The organism is Falsiruegeria litorea R37 (assembly GCF_900172225.1).
GTDB lineage: Bacteria > Pseudomonadota > Alphaproteobacteria > Rhodobacterales > Rhodobacteraceae > Falsiruegeria > Falsiruegeria litorea.
In genome coordinates this window covers 1346745-1364894 of sequence record NZ_FWFO01000001.1, presented here as the reverse complement: position 1 = coordinate 1364894, position 18150 = coordinate 1346745, and the positions used below count along the sequence as shown (strand labels likewise).

Annotated in this window: 18 protein-coding genes; 9 read left to right on the top strand and 9 right to left on the bottom strand. The window is 60.8% G+C overall.

Going from position 1 to position 18150, the window contains the following annotated elements; all coding sequences use genetic code 11:
* Positions 1–92: 92 nt before the first annotated feature.
* The 5 genes from betC to TRL7639_RS06735 all read right to left on the bottom strand — a co-directional run bounded on the left by betC (position 93) and on the right by TRL7639_RS06735 (position 4835).
* The gene (betC, locus tag TRL7639_RS06755; RefSeq protein ID WP_085794980.1) at positions 93–1601 is read right to left on the bottom strand and encodes a choline-sulfatase; all 1509 of its coding nucleotides are present in this window, start codon (positions 1599–1601) and stop codon (positions 93–95) included.
* On the bottom strand, positions 1598–2170 hold the full coding sequence (gene betI, locus TRL7639_RS06750) for a choline-binding transcriptional repressor BetI (protein WP_085794979.1): 573 nt from the start codon (positions 2168–2170) through the stop codon (positions 1598–1600). Before betI ends, betC begins: the two co-directional genes overlap by 4 nt.
* 73 nt (positions 2171–2243) lie before the next feature.
* Positions 2244–3242, bottom strand: a complete 999-nt coding sequence (locus tag TRL7639_RS06745; protein ID WP_085794978.1) for a DUF1036 domain-containing protein — start codon at positions 3240–3242, stop codon at positions 2244–2246.
* Positions 3243–3281: 39 nt separating this feature from the next.
* Positions 3282–4196: a DMT family transporter gene (locus TRL7639_RS06740; RefSeq protein WP_235820273.1), complete on the bottom strand. Its 915-nt coding sequence runs from the start codon at positions 4194–4196 to the stop codon at positions 3282–3284.
* 39 nt (positions 4197–4235) lie between these two features.
* Positions 4236–4835 (bottom strand): LysE/ArgO family amino acid transporter, encoded by a 600-nt coding sequence (locus TRL7639_RS06735; RefSeq protein WP_085794977.1) that lies wholly within the window; start codon positions 4833–4835, stop codon positions 4236–4238.
* Positions 4836–4925: 90 nt separating this feature from the next.
* Between TRL7639_RS06735 and TRL7639_RS06730 the strand changes: the two genes are divergently transcribed.
* The 3 genes from TRL7639_RS06730 to TRL7639_RS06720 are packed head-to-tail and all read left to right on the top strand — an operon-like array spanning position 4926 to position 7423.
* Positions 4926–5810, top strand: coding sequence for a LysR family transcriptional regulator ArgP (locus tag TRL7639_RS06730; RefSeq protein ID WP_085794976.1), 885 nt, complete (start codon positions 4926–4928; stop codon positions 5808–5810).
* A gap of 38 nt (positions 5811–5848) precedes the next feature.
* Positions 5849–6541 (top strand): nitroreductase family protein, encoded by a 693-nt coding sequence (locus TRL7639_RS06725; RefSeq protein WP_085794975.1) that lies wholly within the window; start codon positions 5849–5851, stop codon positions 6539–6541.
* Between the two features lie 15 nt (positions 6542–6556).
* Positions 6557–7423 carry a COG3904 family protein gene (locus tag TRL7639_RS06720; protein ID WP_085794974.1) on the top strand — a complete coding sequence of 289 codons (867 nt, stop codon included), beginning with the start codon at positions 6557–6559 and terminating at the stop codon, positions 7421–7423.
* A 117-nt stretch (positions 7424–7540) separates the two neighbouring features.
* Here TRL7639_RS06720 and TRL7639_RS06715 read toward each other — a convergent pair whose 3' ends face one another.
* Positions 7541–8542 carry an isopenicillin N synthase family dioxygenase gene (locus TRL7639_RS06715; protein WP_085794973.1) on the bottom strand — a complete coding sequence of 334 codons (1002 nt, stop codon included), beginning with the start codon at positions 8540–8542 and terminating at the stop codon, positions 7541–7543.
* A gap of 140 nt (positions 8543–8682) precedes the next feature.
* Between TRL7639_RS06715 and TRL7639_RS06710 the strand changes: the two genes are divergently transcribed.
* Positions 8683–9570, top strand: a complete 888-nt coding sequence (locus TRL7639_RS06710) for a LysR substrate-binding domain-containing protein (protein WP_085794972.1) — start codon at positions 8683–8685, stop codon at positions 9568–9570.
* A gap of 89 nt (positions 9571–9659) precedes the next feature.
* Here the strand turns inward: TRL7639_RS06710 and TRL7639_RS06705 are convergent, their stop codons facing one another.
* The 3 genes from TRL7639_RS06705 to TRL7639_RS06695 all read right to left on the bottom strand — a co-directional run bounded on the left by TRL7639_RS06705 (position 9660) and on the right by TRL7639_RS06695 (position 12317).
* Positions 9660–10400, bottom strand: a complete 741-nt coding sequence (locus tag TRL7639_RS06705) for a YebC/PmpR family DNA-binding transcriptional regulator (RefSeq protein WP_085794971.1) — start codon at positions 10398–10400, stop codon at positions 9660–9662.
* Positions 10401–10492: 92 nt separating this feature from the next.
* A complete protein-coding gene (locus TRL7639_RS06700; RefSeq protein ID WP_235820272.1) occupies positions 10493–11713 on the bottom strand; it encodes a serine hydrolase domain-containing protein in 1221 nt (406 codons plus the stop codon).
* Positions 11714–11732: 19 nt separating this feature from the next.
* Complete coding sequence (locus TRL7639_RS06695; RefSeq protein WP_085794969.1) at positions 11733–12317, bottom strand: TetR/AcrR family transcriptional regulator; 585 nt, start codon at positions 12315–12317, stop codon at positions 11733–11735.
* 166 nt (positions 12318–12483) lie between these two features.
* On the opposite strand from TRL7639_RS06695, the gene TRL7639_RS06690 reads away from it, so the two are divergent.
* From TRL7639_RS06690 to TRL7639_RS06670, 5 genes are all read left to right on the top strand, one after another.
* Positions 12484–14256, top strand: coding sequence for an SLC13 family permease (locus tag TRL7639_RS06690; RefSeq protein WP_085794968.1), 1773 nt, complete (start codon positions 12484–12486; stop codon positions 14254–14256).
* Positions 14257–14274: 18 nt separating this feature from the next.
* Complete coding sequence (locus TRL7639_RS06685; RefSeq protein ID WP_085794967.1) at positions 14275–14745, top strand: cupin domain-containing protein; 471 nt, start codon at positions 14275–14277, stop codon at positions 14743–14745.
* A 52-nt stretch (positions 14746–14797) separates the two neighbouring features.
* Positions 14798–15532 (top strand): glutamine amidotransferase, encoded by a 735-nt coding sequence (locus TRL7639_RS06680; protein WP_085794966.1) that lies wholly within the window; start codon positions 14798–14800, stop codon positions 15530–15532.
* A gap of 83 nt (positions 15533–15615) precedes the next feature.
* Positions 15616–16473, top strand: a complete 858-nt coding sequence (locus tag TRL7639_RS06675; RefSeq protein WP_085796285.1) for a bile acid:sodium symporter family protein — start codon at positions 15616–15618, stop codon at positions 16471–16473.
* Between the two features lie 13 nt (positions 16474–16486).
* Positions 16487–18148: an FAD-binding dehydrogenase gene (locus TRL7639_RS06670; RefSeq protein ID WP_085794965.1), complete on the top strand. Its 1662-nt coding sequence runs from the start codon at positions 16487–16489 to the stop codon at positions 18146–18148.
* Positions 18149–18150 lie beyond the last annotated feature (2 nt).

The following is an 18150-nucleotide window of genomic DNA, read 5'->3' as shown; positions in this document are numbered from 1 at the left end:
CAGGCTCCTGCCAAACCCGCCGGGGTCGCCCACAGCACGGGCGTTCAAGATTTCATGCCTCCGGCGGGAGTATTTTCAAATAGATGAAGGGGTTATTCGCCACGCGGGAAGCGTTGGCTGTCCTCCAGATTGTCCAGGTTCATGTGGTTGCGCATGTAGCGTTCCGAGGCCTTTTGCAGTGGCTGGTAATCCCAGGGGTAATACCCGCCCTGCCGCAGCGCCTCGTAAACCACCCAACGGCGGGCCTGGCTGGCGCGTACATCTGCATCAAAACGGTCCAGATCCCAACGAGCCTCGGACTTGGCCTTGATCGTGGCCAGCGTGCCGGCATGGGCCGGGTCGTCTGCCAGATTGGTTAACTCGTGCGGGTCGGTGTCGAGGTTGAACAGCTGATCAGGGTCCAGCGCGCAGCGGTTGTATTTCCAAGGGCCATAGCGCAGCGACACCAGTGGCGCATACGACGCCTCGGCCGCGTATTCGATCGCCACAGGTTCGGTTCGCTCGGTGCCTTGTGCCATCGGCACAAGACTGATGCCATCGGTCCAGGGTTCGATCTCGGCCATGTCGACACCAGCCAGTGCACCCAAGGTTGGTGTCACGTCGATGGTCGACACAGGCGTTTCGATCTTGCCTGCGGGCATGTCGGGCGCTGAAATCATCAGCGGCACACGTGAGGAGCCTTCGTAGAAGCTCATCTTGAACCACAGACCCCGCTCGCCCAGCATGTCACCGTGGTCCGAGACGAACATGATAATCGCTTCTTGCCGGGTGGTTTCCAGCACGTTCAGGATCTCGCCGATCTTGTCATCCAGGTACGAGATGTTGGCGAAATAGGCCCGGCGTGAGCGTTTGATGTTGTCTTCGGTGATGTCAAAGCTGCGCCAGTCGTTGGCGTCAAAGATGCGCTTGGCATGAGGATCGTGATCCTCGTACTCCATCGCGGGGACCTCAGGCAGCAGATGCTCGCAATCCTCGTAGAGGTCCCAGTACTTCTTGCGCGCCACATAGGGATCATGCGGATGGGTAAAGCTGACGGTCACGCACCAGGGGCGCTCATCATTGCCGCGCGCCAGATCATAGAGCTTGGCGGTCGCGTTGTAGGCGACCTCGTCATCATACTCCATCTGGTTCGAGATCTCGGCGACCCCTGCCCCGGTGACAGAGCCCATGTTGTGATACCACCAGTCGATGCGTTCGCCCGGCTTGCGGTAATCCGGCGTCCATCCGAAATCGGCCGGGTAGATGTCGGTGGTCAGGCGATCCTCAAAACCGTGCAGCTGGTCGGGGCCCACAAAGTGCATTTTGCCGGACAGGCAGGTGTAATAGCCCGCGCGGCGCAAATGATGCGCGTAGGTGGGGATGTCGCTGCGGAACTCGGCCGCGTTGTCATAGACCCCGGTGCGCGAAGGCAGCTGACCCGACATGAACGACGCCCGGCCCGGCGCACAGAGCGGCGAGGCGGTATAGGCATTGGCAAAGCGGGTCGAGCGTTCCGCCAGTTTTTTCAGGTTCGGCGCATGCAGCCAGTCTGCGGGACCATCGGGAAAGAGGGTACCGTTGAGCTGATCCACCATCAGGATCAGAATGTTGGGGTTTGTCATTTTCCGCTCTCGATCAGGGTATTCAGAACGCGCAGGGCGTGGTTGACAGCCAGTTGCGGCTCTTCCGGGGCGCTGAGCGCGGCACGGATGTAGAGACCGTCAATCAGTGCGATCATGTTTTCGGCGCCCTCGACCGGGTCGGCCAGCAAGGGGCGCAGGGCATCAACCAGGTTCGAGCGAATACGCGCCTGATAGATCTGCCACAGGCGCAGCGCATCATCGTTCGTTTGGGCCAGCACATAGAATGTCATCCAGGCCGCGATCACATCCGGCGTGAAACACGACGGTGCAAAACAGGCGCGAATGATGGCCTGCGCCCGATCGTGGCGCGGCGCTGCTTTCAACTCGCTGCGTGCCTCGGCGCCGAAATCCGTCAGGATGCGTCGCATGGCGGCCAGAAAGATCTGATCCTTGCCGCCAAAATAGTGGTGCGCAAGCGCGCTGGACATGCCTGCACGTTTGGCGATCTGGCTGACGGTGACATCCAGGGATTTGGAGACGCCAAGCTCGGCAATCGTGGCACGCACGATGGCGTCACGGCGGATGGGTTCCATTCCAACTTTGGGCATTCACGCGTCTCCAACAAAAGCTAGAGAAAACGCTAGGCTCTTTTTATTGACTCGTCAATCAAGAACCGAGACATCAGTCTGCGCGCTGGTATCGCAGGATGTTTCCGCGCGGCAAATAGACCATATCAAGGAAGGGCCCATCGACCTGAAGATCTCCATAACAGGTCGCCTCAGGATCTCCTCCCGCTTGCATGATCAGGTACGGCCCACCCTCGGTATAATCATTGCATGTTGAACTGACACGGATCGAAACGCTGTCGACAACCTGGCCGTCATACGTGTGATCCAGCAGCGAACCCTCAAGTGTCAAACCGGCAGCCGCATCATCACGAGACTGCCATTTGCCCTGCATGTCCCGCAACACCTCGTCCTCTTCCTCCCATCCGCGGGCAAAAAGCTTGTAGGGGACGAGGTCGGCCGAGCGGTCATAAACAGATTCCAGATCACCGTGCACAATCACCGGGCTGCCGGGGCGGAACCGGTCAACAAAGTCAAAGGCCCCCTCGCCTTCGCGTCCATCTTCGCGAAAAAATATCTGAAACCCCTCTGCAAACAGGCTGCACACCCGTTGTCCGGATTCGACACTGCAAGATTGAAAGTTGCCGGCCGCGCTATAGGGCTCGCCATACACCCCTGGTGGAACAAATGCAGGCTCGCTTTGTTTTTCGGGGCGCGAGACGGCCGCAATATAGGTCACGTGATCCTTGGCCGACTTACCTGTGTCCAGCTCCAGAAACTGTCCCCGGGCGTAGCCGCGCCCCTCGCAATCCTGATCACCGGTGATGTCAAAGACATCGTTCAGGATGCAGAACCCAACCCCTCCATGATCGAATTCCCATGCGTCAGCTTTGGCCAACAAATAGTAGTAGCGGTTCGCCAAATCCCCGGCCAATACCGTTGCACACTGATCGGGCTCGATGTTCCACCACCCTTGCGAGAACCAATCGCCATCCGATTTATATCCGATGGCCACGGAATGTAGGACCGTGGTGTCATTGCACACCGCAAGCCCCGCAACTGAAGGGCCTGCCGCGATCACTCCAATACCTATGGCGAAAGCGCGCAATCTCATGTTGCCACCCTAGGAGCACGAACTGCCCGCTGGCAAGCGTCAGAGTTTGGGATGGTTCGGGTTGGGTGTGATTTCACGGCGTTTCAACACCGCCTCGCGCCAGGTGATAAAGCTGATGGCCGCCAGGATCAGTGTGCCCCCCAGGACAACCCAGAAATCGACACCTTCGTCAAAGACCAGCGCACCAAGCAGCGTGGCCCAGATCAGCTGCAGAAAGGTCACAGGCTGCGTCACGGCCACTGGTGCCGCCTGCATCGCCAGGGTCATGAAGTAATGCCCCCCCGTCGCAAAAGACGCGATGGCAAACAGGATGCCAAGTTGCGGCAAGGTAGGCGTCACCCAGACGGCGATGGCAAAGGGCGCAATGCCGATGGTGACAAAGATCGACATCATGGCGACGACGACGACAGGGCTGATCTCTTCGACCAGCATTTTGACCATCAGATAGGAAATGCCCATGCACAGCGTCGTGCCCAGCATCGCCAGGTGTCCGGGGCTGATCTCGCGAAAGCCCGGACGCAGGATGATCATCGCCCCGATCAGCGCCACGATGATCGCCGTGATCCGGCGCGCCGCCATCGTCTCGCCCAGAAACAGTGCCGCACCAATGGTGACATAGACCGGCGTGAGGTAGTTCATCGCCGTCACCTCAGCCAAGGGGATCTGCGTCATGGCAAAGAACCACAGCATGACCGCCGCGCTGTGGATCGCCCCCCGCAGTGTGAACAGCCCCCATTGGCGCCCCGTCAATCGTGTTCGGAGCAGCGTGCCAAGTGCAGGCACAAAGAACACCAACCCCAAAAGATACCGCAAAAAGGCCGACTGGGTGGGATGCATGGTCGAGCCCATGGATTTCACCAACGCAGTCATGACCACAAAGGAAAGCCCTGCCGCCAGCATCCAAAGGATACCGGCAATCGGGCGTTGGGTGGCGGTCGCGTTGGCTTGGCTCATACGCCCCTTGAACACCCATTCACAGGTAGGGGCAACCCTTCACATCGCAACAAGTTTTAGGGCAATTCCCCACATTATGACGCCGATACCCGCGTCCAGCACCTGCCAGGCCCGCGGCCGGGCAAACAGCGGCCCAAGGGCCCGCGCGCCGTATCCCAGTGAAAAGAAGAACACAAAACTCGCCAGCATCGCCCCCAAGGCAAAGCTCACCCGGTCATCATATTGGGCCGAGATCGAGCCCACGAGCACAACCGTGTCCAGATAGACATGCGGGTTGAGCCAGGTGAATGCCAGCACCGTCGCCAAAGTCGCGACCAACCCACTGACCCGCTCGCCGCTCATGTCCATGCTGGCCCCTCCCCGCCAGGCCGAGCGAAAGCTCATCGCGCCGTAACACAGCAAGAACAGCGCCCCACCATAGCGCATCGCGGGTTCGAACCATGGCACCGCCTGCGCCAAGGAACCCATGCCGTAGACCCCAGCCGCAATCAGCACCGCATCCGACACAGCACAGGTCAAGCACACCGCAAAGACATGCTCGCGTCGCACCCCCTGACGCAGAACAAAGGCATTCTGCGCCCCAATCGCCAGGATCAGGCTGAAACCAAGGGCAAAACCGGGGACAAAAGACGTCAGCATGAAAGCTCCTAGAGGTGACTGCCCGGTTTGACTAGAACCTGCGGATTGCGTAGTCTAGTTAAAGATAATGAAGCTAGATAAGCACAGCTAATGCAGTTCGATCCGCAACACCTTGCCGCCCTGTCAGCCATCCTCAGCCGGGGGAGCTTTGAGGCCGCCGCCGCCGACCTGTCGGTGACACCATCGGCCATTTCGCAACGGATCAAAGCGCTGGAGGATCGCCTGGGCACGTCGCTGATCAACCGCGGCACGCCCTGCACAGGCACGCCTGCGGGCATTCGTCTGGCCAAGCATGCCGAAGATGTCGGCATCCTTGAGGCTCAGGTCAGCCGCGAGTTGTCACTGGACGCAGCACCGGGTCCCGCCCGATTGCGCATCGCCGTCAACGCAGACAGCCTGGCGACCTGGTTTGTCAACGCCATGGCGGCCGTGCCGGATGTGTTGTTCGATCTGGTGATCGACGATCAGGATCATTCCGCCGACTGGCTGCGGCGGGGAGAGGTCAGCGCCGCCATCACCGCGTCGACCAAACCGGTGACGGGGTGCGACATGCACCCAATTGGCGCGCTGCGCTATATCGCGACTGCCAGCCCGTCCTTCATGGATCAATGGTTCCCTGAAGGCGTCACCGCCAAGGCCCTGACCGTTGCCCCCTGCCTGACCTTCAATGCCAAGGACGGTCTGCAACGGGCGTGGTTGCAGGACAACTTTGACACCCGCATCTCTCCGCCCACGCATTTTCTGCCGTCGACCCAGGCTTTTGTGGATGCCGCCCGCCATGGCATGGGCTGGGGCATGAACCCGGTGCAGCTGGTGCGTGGCCCGATCCGCAATGGCCGCTTGACCCCCCTGATCCCAAAGACACCGCTGGATGTGCCGTTGACCTGGCAGGTCAGCCGCATCATGGCCCCGGCCCTGGAGCCGGTCACCAAAGCGGTCAAACAGGCCGCGACCAAAGGGTTGATCCCCGACTGAGTGCGGCCAATAAAGGGGCAACACATGAAGGATTCCAAATGTTTGCCCGCGAAGACCTGACCTATACCACCCTGCCCCTGCCCGACCGCGCCGATCTGAGCGATGATGAGATGCGCGCCGCAGCACAAGCGTTCCACGAGGTCATGCGCAAGCGCCACACCGTGCGCGACTATTCGGACCGGCCCGTGCCGCACCAGGTGATCGAGGATTGCATTCGCACCGCAGGCACCGCGCCCTCAGGCGCCAATCACCAGCCCTGGCACTTTGTCGCGATCAAGAACCCCGCGCTGAAACAGCGCATTCGCGAAGAGGCCGAGGAAGAAGAACGCCGGTTCTATGCCGGCGGCGCAGGGGACGAATGGATCAAGGCGCTGGAACCCATCGGGACGGATGCAATCAAGGAGCATCTGACCGTGGCGCCCTGGCTGATCGTGGTCTTTGCCCAACGCTGGGGCCAGTTCGACGATGGCACCCGGTTCAAGAACTACTACGTTCCCGAAAGCGTCAACATCGCCACCGGCTTTCTGCTGGCCGCCCTGCATCACGCAGGCCTCTGCACGCTGACCCACACCCCCAACCCGATGCGGTTTCTGAACGAGGCGCTCGACCGTCCAGCCTCGGAAAAGCCTACGATGATCATCGCTGTGGGTCACCCGGCCAAGGATGCGACCGTGCCCGAAGTGGCCAAGATGAAGAAACCCTTGGACGAGATTCTGACCATCTGCGATTGATCCAAGGCCCAGGTCATGCGCATGGTTGGCCCCATGCGCATCGATCCGGCCTCTGCTTCCTTGCCCCACGTCTTCTGGCTGTGGATCGCGCTGCCGCGCGCGCTGATCCTGGGGACACTGGCCGTGCTGGGGTCGTCTGTGACGATGCCTGCCTTAGTCCTCTATCCCCTGTTGGCGACGGATATCGTGGTCTTCGGCTGGCAAGTTGTCCGCTTTCAACGCAGCGCCGACGCCCATGTGGTTGGTCACGGCGGGCTGGCCGCGGTCTGGGGTGGCCAACTGGCACTGCTGGTGGCCGCCGGTTTGGGCGTTGCCCTGTGGTGGGGGCTGGCTCTCGACACCCATGCCCCACCGGAAGAAGAGCTGTTCACCGACCGGATGGACCGCGAACACGCCGCCACCTACCAGTTGGAGCTGTCGCAGGACGGCACCACGCTGATGTTCCAAGGGGCGATCACCTTTGGCCTGACCCGCCGCGCGACGGCCCTCGCCGATGCAGCACCGCAGTTGGCACAAGTGACCCTCCACAGTCCCGGCGGCCACATCTACGAGGCGCGCGGCTTTGCCAAACTGATCCGGGATCGCGGGCTGAGCACCCACGCCAACGGCGATTGCACCTCGGCCTGCACTCTGCCCTTTGTGGCAGGTCAAAACCGCTCTTTGGCCCCCGGCGCGCGCCTTGGGTTTCACCAATATGCGCTGAACTTTGACACCGCCCTGCCGCAGATCGATCTGCAACAGGAACAGGACAAGGACCGCGCCTTGTTCGAGGCCCAAGGCGTGCAGCCGTCCTTTCTGAATGCCATGTTCAACACCCCCAAAACCGACCTTTGGTACCTGACCGAGGACGAGGCGCGCGACGCGGGCCTCGTCACCCCCTGACCACGTCACAAGATCATTGGCTAGCGTTCTGCGGTGCCGCGCCTCGCCGCAGGCGAGGCGCCCGGCCCAACCGAGCAAGGGCCCGTCAGGGCACACAGCGAGGGCGGGAGCGCCCCCCTAGCCGTGTTGCGCCGCCAGATGCGGAAAGCTGTCGACAAAGCGCCCGAACTTGTGCCGTCCACATGTCACAGCCTCATATCGCGCCGGATTGGCCGCGCTGACACACCCCGGCAAGGGGGCAAACTCGGCCTCGTAATCGGCATCGATGAAAAACGGGATCGAATAGCGCTCGCGCCCGCTGGTGTTCACCACGCGGTGCAAGTTGGCCAGATAAACATCATTGGTCAGGCGCTGCACCAGATCGCCGATGTTGATCACGAATGTCCCAGGGATTGGCGGCCCTTCGACCCAAGCGCCATCGCGGTTCATCACCTGCAACCCGCCCACATCATCCTGCGCCAGAATGGTCAGGTTGCCGTAATCGGTATGCGCCCCAATCCCCATCACGCTCTCGTCGATCTTGCCCGTTTGGGGTGGGTAATGCAGCAAGCGTTGGATGCTGATGGGATCGCGCATCTTGGCCTCAAAAAAATCAGGCGCCAGATCCAGGCTTTGCGCAATCCCACGCAACAGGATCGCCGCCAACCGTTTCATCTCTTCATGATACCCGTAAACCGCTGCGCGGAACTCGGGCAGCGCTTCGGGCCACTGATTGGCGCCAAAAAACGGCACATCTACGCCGGGTGTTTCCGGGCCCAGGTCAAAGCACTCCTTCAGATCCTTGGTCTTGGTCGGGTCGGTGTTTTCGCCAAACACCTCGATATACCCCCGCATCGCGACGCCCGAGTTGCCGATGTGCAGCTTCATCTTGTCTTCCAGCGGAAGGTCAAAGAACGCGCGGGTTTGGGCAAAAGCTGCCTCAACCGTCTCGGCCGCAACGCCGTGGTTCTTGACGTACATAAAGCCCACATTGGACAACGCCCACCGGATCTCTTTTGCGACCCCCGCCGGGTCGCTGCCATCCACCAGGGATGCAACATCGATCACCGGGATACGATCAAAGGACTGGCGCGCGGCGCGCAGGCTGTCGTAAAGTTGGGCCAAGGCGGCGTCAGACATGGGGGTTCCTCCATTCATATGCCGCCAGAAACACGAAGAAGGACCAACCTGACAATTGCGAAAAATCTCAACTTGAGTTAGCTGAAATAAGCCACCCACAACAATGCCCCGCACCTTCACTACATTGGGAAAGCACGGCGATGCCAAAACGCCCCTATGATCTGCCCCCGCTCAGTTCGCTCTCAAGCTTCGAGGCCGCCGCCCGGCACGAAAGCTTCAAATCCGCCGCCCAAGAACTGAACGTGACCCCGGCTGCCATCAGCCATCAGGTCAAGGCGCTTGAGGTCGAATTGGGCCAACAGCTGTTCCACCGCCACCAACGCGGGGTGGAACTGTCTGAAACCGGGCAGATGCTTCAACTGACCTTGCAACGCGGCTTTGAGCAGATTTCAACGATGGTCACACAATTGCGGCAAGACAGCCAGACACGCGCGGTGACCATCGGCGCAACAACGGCTGTCTCTTCCTTGTGGCTGACACCCCGGTTGGCCCGGTTCTGGAAACGGCACGGCAACATTGCTGTTACCCAGAACGTCTCGGACACCGATCATGCACAGACGGGGTGCAACCTGAGCATCCATTACGGCGACATGACCCGCGACAGCGGCGATTGCCGTCCGTTGTTCCGCGACCGGATCGCCGCGCTCGCCAGCCCCGCGTTCGCCGCAGAGAACGCCATAGACGCATTAGCGGACCTAGCCCATCTCCCCTTGATCCACCTGAATGCGCCGGACGAGCGTTGGACGGACTGGCGCACCTGGTGCACGGCACTGGACTATGATGGCCCAATCGGCGAAGGGCTGCGGGTCAACAACTACACCATCGCCTTGCAGGCGGCTCAGGATGACATGGGCGTAGTCCTTGGCTGGAACGCGCTGACCGCACCGCTGGTGCAGTCGGGCGCGCTGGTACCGCTGCTACCGCAGGACATCGCCGCACCCTTGGATTTCTACATCAAGACCCATGCCTCGGCCAATGAACGCGCGATCCTGCTGCGTGACTGGCTGTTGACCACCCAGGCATCATAGCTGCCCAAATGGCATCGCTACATCAACAAAAGAAAACGCCCACCACAACCTTGTTGTGATGGGCGCCAAATTTCATCCGAGGGGGCGGCTTAAAGCTGCTCCATCACCTCGTCCGAGGCCTCGAAGTTGGCGGTGACGCGCTGAATGTCGTCGTCGTCTTCGAGCGCATCAATCAGCTTCATCAGCTTTTGCATGCCTTCCAGGTCCAACTCGGTGGTGGTGGTGGGTTTCCACACCAGCTTGGTCGATTCAGACTCGCCCAGTGCCTCTTCCAGCGCGTTCGACACGTCGTTCAGGTCGCTATCCGCGCAATAGATGATGTGGCCATCGTCCGAGCTTTCGCAATCCTCGGCGCCTGCCTCAATCGCGGCCTCGAACACGGTGTCGGCATCGCCTGCATCGGCGTTGTAGACAACCTCGCCCTTGCGGTCGAACATGAAGCCGACCGAGCCGGTTTCGCCCAGGTTGCCGCCGTTTTTGGAAAACGTCGAGCGCACGGTCGATGCGGTGCGGTTGCGGTTGTCGGTCATCGCCTCGACGATGACAGCCACGCCATTGGGACCGTAGCCCTCGTACCGGATTTCTTCGTAGTCGTCGCCTTCGCCCGCCTGCGATTTCTTGATCGCGCGATCAATCACGTCCTTGGGCACGGACTGCGATTTGGCCTCTTTCACGGCCAGGCGCAGACGCGGGTTTTTCTCGGGGTCCGGATCGCCCATTTTGGCGGCCACGGTGATCTCTTTGGACAGTTTGGAAAACAGCTTGGACCGCAAAGCATCCTGACGGCCCTTGCGGTGCTGAATGTTTGCCCATTTTGAGTGGCCGGCCATGTGGTGCTCCTGCAAGAATTCGGTTTCGCGGGCCTCTATAAAACAAGCAGGGGGCCAGGTTCAAGCATCCGGCACCCCGTTTGACGTCCAGATCAGCTGTCCGGGCTCACATGTTTGGCAATCGCTTGCAAGGCCGACACCATCTGCATCTCGGTTTCGGGCTTTTCGTTGTACTCAGGATAGGCTGCATTCATCGCTATCACCACGCCCCTGCCTGGGTTGATGTAGAGGAACTGACCATAAATCCCGATCGCCATGAAATCGCCGCCATCACGGTCAACGGGAATCCACCACTGGTTCTTGTACCCCAGCAGAAAGTCCGAGGCCGCGTGATCCCCCGGCATTGATTGTGGGGTATCCGTGGTGACGGATTGCTGCAACCAAACCGCCGAGACCACCCGCTCACCTGTCATCGAGACGCCCCCGTTCAACACCATCTGACCAACGCGCGCCAGATCACGCAGGCGCAGGTTGGCCCCGCCAAAGGCCACCGGCTCGCCCGTCTGGTCCACCAGCATCAGCGCATCCCCTTCAGCTCCGATCTTGGCCCAAAGCTTGTCATGGAAGTACTGGGCATAGTCCTGCCCGGTCGCCCGACGCAGCACCCAGGCCAGCACTTGCGTCTCAATACTGGCGTATTGATTGAACGTCCCCGGCTCGCGCTCGCGCACGATGGTGGTCGAAAACTCATCAAGCGAGCCGCGCAGCATCGCGACCACCGTCTGCACGATGTCCGAGTTCAGATCGTCGTAGTCCTCGACATACCGAATGCCCGAAGTCATATCGAGCACTTGCTGAACGGTGACGCCGTCGTATCCGCTGTTATTCAACTCGGGAACGTAGCTGGTCACCTGCGCATCCACATCCAGGTCGCCGGCATCATGGGCAACGCCCACAAGGATCGAGGTCAGCGATTTGGTCACCGACATTTCGATATGGTGGGTCTCGGCGCTGTTGCCACGGGCATAAGCCTCGTGGATCAGCTTTCCATCCTTCAGTACCGCCAGACCGGTCCAATGGAAGGCATCGAACAGCTTTTGGGTGGGCAGTTCCTGCCCCTCGTAGGTGAACGTTGCGGGCAGGATATTGGCCTGCTCCTGCACCTCGAAATCGGCTACGGGACCGCTCCGTTTGATGGTGATCGAGGGGTAGGTTTCATAGAGCGTGCGAAAGTTCTGATCGATGTTTTCGGGTTCAAAAACAGCTGAATAGGCCATCAGGGCGCGCACGTCCTGTATCTTGTCCCAAAACACAGCTCCGCCGATCAGGGCCAGTGCCACTATGGCAACTGCCCCGCGTTCGATCCATTTCATGAGGGTCTCCTTTGCTTTCTCAGTCCGGTCCGTCCGACAACAACAGTTGATGCGCAACCTTGCGCAGCGCATCCGGGTTGGGCGGCATAAATCCAATGTCCACAAAAAAGGCGGCGCCAAATCCCATGGACACGATACCGTAGGCGCGCCGCTCGCGGTCCTGGTCGCTGTTGCCAATGCCATCTGCTGCCATATGGGTGGACAGTTCGAGGCACAGGCGCTGATAGAGCCCTCGCAACCGCTCTTGAATGCGATCATCCAGCGCGGCATAGGGCCAAAGCTCATCCACCATCAGGCTCAGATCTTCGTCGCCCAGCAATTCATCCAGTACGAGATCAACCAGCTTTGGGGCGCTCAGGCCTTCCTGTCTGACCTGCTCCAGCTGTTCCAGCTTGGCCTCACCCCGTTCAATCATCCGGTCAAAGAGCAGCAGCACCAGGTCGATCTTATTGCCGGCAAAGTACCGCAACAGCGAACGCGGCAAGCCCGCCTCTTCGGCCACTTTGGCCAGTGTCAGCTTGGCCAAACCATCGCGCAGAACGATGCGCTCCAACGCATCCAGGATCTGCGCCTTGCGTTCGGTTTCCATTTTGGGGCGTGCCATTTGTCTCGCCTTTATCGTTTCTTGTCCGTTAGACAATTTATCCGATAAGGCGATTCTTGTCACTTTGACAATATTGATCTCTTTCGACCCTGCGTCACAAATTCCTGACCCTGTAAGACGCGAATTCCCCGTCGCACCTTTGGGTTGAACCGGCTAGGGTGCGCCCATGACGACAGATCAGATCATTTTGTTTTCGCTCTTTGGCTTGGTGTTTGCGTTCCTTCTATGGGGTCGGTTCAGGTACGATCTGGTGGCCTTTTCGGCGCTGATGCTGGGCGTCGTTCTGGGCGTGGTTCCCGTTGCAGACGCGTTTTCCGGTTTTGGCCACCCCGCGACCATCGTAGTTGCACTGGTGCTGGTCGTCTCGGCCGGTCTGGTGCGATCCGGCGCGGTCTTTCTGATCACCCGCACGCTGGTCGATGCCTCACGGGGCCTTGGCGCGCACATTGCACTGATGGGCGGGATCGGGGCGGTTCTGTCGGCTTTCATGAACAACGTCGCCGCCCTCGCCCTGTTGATGCCCGTCGACATTCAGACCGCGCGCAAGGCGGGGCGCGTGCCGGGGCTGAGCCTGATGCCGCTGAGCTTTGCCACCATCCTGGGCGGCATGGCCACGCTCATTGGTACGCCGCCCAACATCATCATCGCCTCGATCCGGGCCGAGGCAGTGGGGGAACCCTTTGCCATGTTCGACTTTGCCCCGGTGGGTGGGATTGCGGCCATCGCGGGCTTGATTTTTGTCGCCCTGATCGGTTGGCGTCTGATCCCGACACGCGGCGATGATCAGGAACACGCCGAGGCCTTGGCGCAGTACATCGCCGAGCTGACCGTACCCGAAGACAGTCCCCACATCGGCAAGCGCTTGGCCGAGCTGGACGAGACTGCCGAAAAAACCGACGTGGCCATTCTGGGCCTGATCCGCGACGGCAAACGCCGCTATGGCCGCGCGGCAAACGCCATCCTGCGGGCAGGCGATGCGCTGGTGTTGGAGGCTGTGCCCGAGGCGCTGGATGAGTTCCGCACCGCCCTGAACCTCGACTTCTCGGACAGCCGCCGACAAGAGGTGTTGAAAGCCGCAGGTGACGGCCTGGAAGTGATCGAGGTGGTCGCAACCGAGCACAGCCGGATCACCGGCAAGACCTCGCAATCCATCGGGCTGGCCTGGCGGCAGAGCACCGTGCTGATGGGCATCTCGCGCCAGGGCAAACGGATCACCAAACAGGTCCGAAAGACCCAGGTCGAAGCAGGTGACATCCTGCTGCTGATGGTGCCTCGCGACCGGGGACCGGATGTGACCGAATGGCTGGGCTGCCTCCCACTGGCTGAACGCGGGCTGAGTGTGACGGCCAACGAAAAAGTCTGGCTCGCCATCGGCCTTTTTGCGGCGGCCGTGATTGCGGCCTCAGTTGGTTTGCTCTACCTGCCGATTGCCCTGGGGTTGGTGGTCGTGGGCTATGTCCTGACTAAAATCTTGCCGATTGCCGAGATTTACGATCACATCGAATGGCCTGTTGTGGTGCTGCTTGGGTCAATGATCCCTTTAGGGGCAGCCTTGGAAAGTTCGGGCGGAACTGAACTCATTGCAGGCAGCCTGATCTCTCTGACAAATGGCCTGCCTGCCTGGGCAATCCTGACCGTTCTGATGGTTGTGACCATGACCCTGTCGGATGTGCTCAACAACACTGCCACCACCATCGTGGCTGCGCCGGTGGGCATCCAGATGGCCAACACGTTGGGCGTTTCCCCCGATCCGTTCCTGATGGCGGTGGCGGTGGCGGCATCGGCGGCTTTCCTGACCCCCATCGGGCACAAGAACAACACGCTGATCCTTGGCCCCGGCGGTTATCGCTTTGGCGATTATTGGCGCATGGGCCTGCCGCTTGAGGTGCTGGTCGTCGCCGTGTCCATCCCGTCCATTCTGGTCTTCTGGCCAATGTAACCCCCGGAAAGGAACCCCATGAGCCACGACGGCTATCTGCTGACCGCCCAAGCCATCGCCGCGATGGCAGGAACAGCAAAGACCCATTTCCTGAACCCCAACGCGCAGCGGATTAACAAATCCCTGGGCGATGTCACCGGCCTGACCGGCATTGGCGTGCACATCATCGAGGTCGAGCCGGACCGCGATACCACCGAATACCACGTGCATCATTTCGAGGATGAATGCGTCTATGTCCTGTCCGGTCAGGCGGTCTCGATCATCGACGGTGAAGAGCAGACCGTGAGCCCCGGCGACTTCATTGGCTACCGCAAGGGCGGCCATGCGCACGGGCTGCGCAACGATGGCCCGGACCTGCTGCGGGTGCTGGTGATCGGGCAGCGGTTGGCGCACGACGTCGGCGATTACCCCAACAAGGGCAAGCGCATCTACCGTAATGAGGGGTTGGAATGGGACTATGTCGATCACTCGGCCATCAAGAACCCCTGACGCGGCAATGGGGCCGCTTGCCCCTGCCTTCCAGCATCGGTAATCCGACCCCATGAAACCGTTCTTGATCCTGCAGCTTCGCCCTGAAACCGATGCCTCGGATGCCGAGTTCGCCTCGATCCTCAAGCAGACCGGCCTGTCACCTGACCGCGCGGTCCGTGTGCGGCTGGATTGCGAAGACCTGCCAGCGGACCTGACCGTGACCGACTATGCCGGTGTCATCGTGGGCGGCGGTCCCGGCTGCGTCAGCGACGACCCAGCCACCAAATCGGAACTCGACGCGCGGGTCGAGGCGGCGGCGCTGTCGCTGATGCCGCAAATCACCGCGCTGGATCACCCGTTCATGGGCTGCTGCTACGGTTTAGGCATCCTGGCAACCCATCTGAACGGCGACGTGTCCAAGGCGCAATATGGCGAGCCGGTCGGCCCGTCACTCTGTTCCCTGACACCCGAGGGTGAGGCCGATCCCCTGACCGCAGGGCTCAAGCCGGTGTTCGACGCCTATGTCGGTCACAAGGAAGCAGTGCAGCGCCTACCCGAGGGATGCGTGCATCTGGTGGCCTCGGCCCCCTGCCCGATCCAAATGGTTCGCTGGGGGCAGAACGTCTATGCCACGCAGTTCCACCCCGAGGCCGATGCGGCGGACTTTGAACAGCGCATCAACATCTACCGCAACCATGGCTATTTCCCACCCGAAGACGCCGAGACGCTGATCGCCGCCTGCCACGGCGCCGATGTGACCGAGCCCGGCAAGATCCTGAAACGGTTTGTTGAACGTTACAGTTAGACAGATAACCTAACGGCATCCCCCATTGCCGAAACCATCCTCCCCCGCTTAGGCTGGCCAAAACGACTTTGGGAGGGGTGGTTTTGGACTTTCTGATCAATGTGGGGCTGCCGCTGTCGTTGGCCATCATCATGCTGTCACTGGGCATCGGGCTGGAAGCGGCGGACTTCAGGCGCGTCCTGACCCGCAGGTTTCCCTTTGCCATCGGCGCCATCAGCCAGGTGATCCTACTGCCCATCGTGACCTTTGCCCTGGTCACCGCCTTTGCCTTTCCACCCGAGATTGCCGTGGGCTTCATGCTGCTCAGTTTTTGCCCCGGTGGAGTAACCAGCAACATTCTGGCCAAGCTGGCCAAGGGCGACGTGGCGCTTTCGGTGACACTGACCGCCGTCATCAGCCTGTTGTCGATCCTGACGGTGCCGGTGCTGGCCGCCTGGTCGGTGACCCATTTCATGGGTGAGGCCGCGCCCGAGGTGTCGATCAGTGGTCTGGCAATTGCCATGTTCCTGATCACCACCCTGCCCGTCGCCATCGGTGTCACGGTGCGGCACTACTTCAAGGGCGCAGCCATGGCCATTGACGGGCCGCTGTCCAAACTGGCGACCGTGCTCTTTGTCCTGATCGTCATCGCCGCCCTGGCGGGCAACTGGCAACTGTTCATCGACAATCTGGGCGTCATGGGGGCCGGTCTGATTTCACTCAACGTGATTCTGTTGCTGATGGGCCTGGGTTTGGCACGCATAGCGGGACTTGGCTGGACCGAGACCAAGACGATCGCGATCGAAACCGGCATCCAGAACTCGGCCCTTGGCATCACGCTGGCCGCGCTGATCACCGCCACAACCACGGGCCTAAGCCCCTTGGCCCTGCCCGCCGCCGTCTATGGGATCACGATGTATTTCGTCTCCCTCCCATTCATCTTCTGGTTTCGCAGCCGCTGAAGGAGCCTGATCCATGACCACCAACACCGCAGATGCAATCATCGTGGGCGGGGGGCTGGCCGGGCTGGCCGCTGCTGCTGAACTGGGTGACCGGGGCAAAAAGGTCATCGTGCTAGACCAAGAGCCCGAGCAATTCCTGGGCGGGCAGGCCTTTTGGTCCCTGGGTGGCCTGTTTATGGTCGACACCCCCGAACAGCGCCGCATGGGGATCAAGGACAATGCCGATCTGGCCTTGCGCGACTGGATGGGCAGCGCTCAGTTCGACCGGCCCGAAGACGCATGGCCCCGCAAATGGGCCGAAGCCTATGTAGAATTTGCTGCTGGCGAGATGCGCCCTTGGCTGCACGACATGGGCCTGCGCTGGTTTCCGGTTGTGGGCTGGGCCGAGCGTGGCGGATCATATGCCAATGGTCACGGCAACTCTGTCCCACGGTTCCACATCACCTGGGGCACTGGCCCAGGCGTCATCGAGCATTTCGTGCGCCGTGTGCGCGAACACGCCAGCAACGGGCTGATCGACCTGCGGTTCCGCCATCAGGCCAGCCACATCATTATGCAAAACGGTGCAGCCAGTGGCGTCTCGGGTGAGGTGCTGTCTGACGACGGAGCAGACCGTGGCCAGAAAACCAACCGTGACGAGGTCGGCGAGTTCGAAGTCTATGCCCCATCCGTCATCGTCACCTCGGGCGGCATCGGCGGCAATTTCGAACTTGTGCGCAAATCCTGGCCGCGTGATCGTCTGGGCGAGCCACCGCAAGAGATGGTCGCAGGTGTCCCCTTTCACGTCGACGGCCGCATGATCGCAATCAGCGAAAAGGCCGGCGGCCATGTGATCAACGGCGACCGCATGTGGCATTACACCGAGGGCGTCAAAAACTGGGATCCGATCTGGCCCAGCCACGGCATCCGCATTCTACCCGGCCCAAGCTCGATGTGGTTTGATGCCACCGGCAACCGGCTGGAGCCACCCTGCTTGCCGGGCTTTGACACGCTGACCACGCTCAAAGAGATCCTGAAAACGGGCTATGAATACAGCTGGTTCGTTTTGACCCAGAAGGTGATCAAGAAGGAATTTGCGCTGTCAGGCAGCGAACAAAACCCTGACTTCACCTCTGCCAAATGGTCGGAAGTTATCCGCCAGCGTATCCTGTCCGGCAAAAACGCCACCGCCCCGGTTGAGGCGTTCAAGGAAAAGGGCGAGGATTTTGTTGTCGCCAACACCCTGGGCGATCTGGTGCGCGGGATGAACCAGTTGGGTGGCAACCTGATTGACGAGGATCACCTGCGCGCCCAGATCGAAGCGCGCGATGCGCAAATGGACAACCCGTTCACCAAGGACGCGCAGATCATGGCCATCCATGCGGCGCGCAACTATCGCGGCGACCGGCTGATCCGGACGGCCAAGCCGCATAAGTTCCTGGATCCATCCAACGGCCCCCTCATTGCGGTGAAGCTGCACATCCTGACGCGCAAGACGCTTGGGGGATTGCAGACCAACCTCGACAGTCAGATGCTGGGCGCAGACGGCCAAGTCGTTCCGGGCCTCTTTGCCGCGGGCGAGGTCGCAGGTTTCGGCGGTGGCGGCTACCACGGCTACAACGCTTTGGAGGGCACCTTCCTGGGCGGCTGCATCTTCTCAGGTCGCAACGCAGGCCGCTCGCGCGCCATCGCTTGAAC